The following is a 2205-nucleotide window of genomic DNA, read 5'->3' on the forward strand; positions in this document are numbered from 1 at the left end:
AGTGTCAAGTCCGGTTCTTAGGGGAGGGGAGGGGAGTAATCCCTGAACCTTACCCGACCCGCGACCTGAACTGGTCGTTTGGTAAGTAGGGTCGGCCCTACTAGGGGAGTCACACCCCCTACCCTCGCGGAAAATACCATAAAAGGTATGGTCACGCCCTAGTAGGTAACGAAACAGGCGGAATGCAGACCCCGAACGTAGCCGAAGCCAGCAGCCTAAGCCGGTTAGGAGCAAGAGGGACTCTCTCAATGGTGAATGAAAATGAATTGCCATTCAAACTGCGTCATCGTGAAACGAGCCAAATAAGGCTGACAGGCTCGAACCAAAAGGTAAAGTGGGTGGCCTTGGTGCTTAATGGTCATCAAGGCGTGTGGCCAAACTCTCACCGCAGAAAAGGCAGCACCTAACGAGAGGACGGACAATCAAACGACACAACAGGGTAAGCCCTACAGAGTCTATGGGAAGGTCGAATCCCATAGTAAGCAGACCGCAAGGAAGGCAGAACTCTCTGGAGGGTAGAGGATGAGGCAAAAAGCGAAAGCATCCCTGTAATGGGGAGATAGGGGTTCAAAATTTGCCCCTGACCGAAAGGAACAGCAGACTTGCCTTGGGTCTTATGAGAAAGAGACCAGACAGTAAAAACCATATCTGAGGACAAGTTAGATGTCGCAGCTAAAAGCAACAAACGGACCAAAGAAGCCACTGGAAGATTGGAGCCAAATTAACTGGCAAAAAGTCAACAAGCTGGTTAGGAACTTACGTCAAAGAATCTTTCTCGCGAGAAAACTTGGTAACTTTCGCAAACTAAGAAGTTTGCAAAAGTTGATGTTAAGAAGCCACGCCAACTTACTATTGTCAGTGAGGAAAATCACCCAAACCAATAAAGGAAAAGCAACGGCAGGAATTGACAAGGAAATAGTCAATACCCCAGAACAAAGGGTGAAGCTGGTAAACAACTGGAATGGCGGAACTCAAAGCCCAACCAAACGGGTAATGATACCAAAGCCAAACGGAAAGATACGACCGCTAGGAATCCCAACCGTGCGTGACAGAATCGAACAGGCAATAGTAATGAATGCATTAGAACCCGAATGGGAACCCGTGTTTGAGCCAAACTCCTACGGATTCAGACCCGGAAGAAGCTGTCAAGATGCCATTGGACTTTTATGCGACTTCAAAAAGGCAGAGACACTTGGGTTCTAGAAGCTGACATCAAAGGATTTTTCGATAATATTGCCCATGAATCCATCTTGAAACAATTAGGAAACCTACCTAAACGGGATTTAATCCAAAGATGGTTAAAAGCTGGCTATGTTCTCAAAGGGGATATCAACCCCACAAAGACGGGAACACCGCAAGGTGGGGTAATCTCACCCCTACTGGCCAACATTGGACTGCATGGTTTGGAACAATTCATTAAAACCACCAACCCAAAACTAGGCATCGTGCGGTATGCAGACGACTTTATAGTCACTGCTAAAGACAAAGGAAGTCTTGAAAAAGCCCAGACCAGAATCCAGCAATGGTTATCAGAAAGAGGACTTGAATTAAGCACGGAGAAAACGGTTATTACATCAATAGAAAAGGGCTTTGACTTTCTCGGTTTCAACCACCGCCACTATAACGGCAAACTGCTTATCAAGCCATCCAAAAAGAAGGTTTTAGCCTTCTGTAAAAGGATAGGCGAAGAAATAAAGGCAATGAATGGTTGTGAACAGGAAGTAGTCATTAAAAAGCTAAATCCGATTCTCCGAGGTTTTGCTAACTACTACAAAGGGGTAGTGAGCAAAGTAACCTTCAGCTACATCTCATCAAGAGTGTGGTACTACCTTTGGAGTTGGGCGAAGCGTCGGCATCCCAACAAAAACACAAAATGGATTCGGAAACGTTACTTTAAGACCATAAAAGGCAATAAGTGGACGTTCGCCTGTACAGGTACAGACAAACGGCGAGGGAAAGAGGTTGAAATAATTCTCTACCCAATAACTTACACTCCAATCGAGCGCCATGTAAAGGTCAAAGGGGAAGCGTCACCGGACGATCCGAGCCTCAAGGAATACTGGAAAAAACGTCACCAGAAATATGGTAAGAGCTACTGGGAGAAAAATTCCCGGAATTATAAAATCGCCCAAAACCAAAACTGGAAATGCCCTATCTGTGGCGAACCTTTATTCAACGGTGAGGAAATTGAAACCCATCATATAA

The 2205-nt window shown here is 45.7% G+C and carries 2 protein-coding genes; both read left to right on the top strand.

The features are described 5' to 3' along the window. Positions 1-663 precede the first annotated feature (663 nt). Positions 664-1203 (top strand): reverse transcriptase N-terminal domain-containing protein, encoded by a 540-nt coding sequence (locus tag AM228_RS36550; protein ID WP_255353291.1) that lies wholly within the window; start codon positions 664-666, stop codon positions 1201-1203. After that, positions 1167-2205: reverse transcriptase domain-containing protein (locus AM228_RS36555; RefSeq protein WP_255353292.1), on the top strand; the 1039-nt coding region annotated here is incomplete at its 3' end. The genes AM228_RS36550 and AM228_RS36555, both read left to right, overlap by 37 nt.

The sequence above is a fragment of the Planktothricoides sp. SR001 genome (genome assembly GCF_001276715.1).
GTDB classification, from domain to species: domain Bacteria; phylum Cyanobacteriota; class Cyanobacteriia; order Cyanobacteriales; family Laspinemataceae; genus Planktothricoides; species Planktothricoides raciborskii.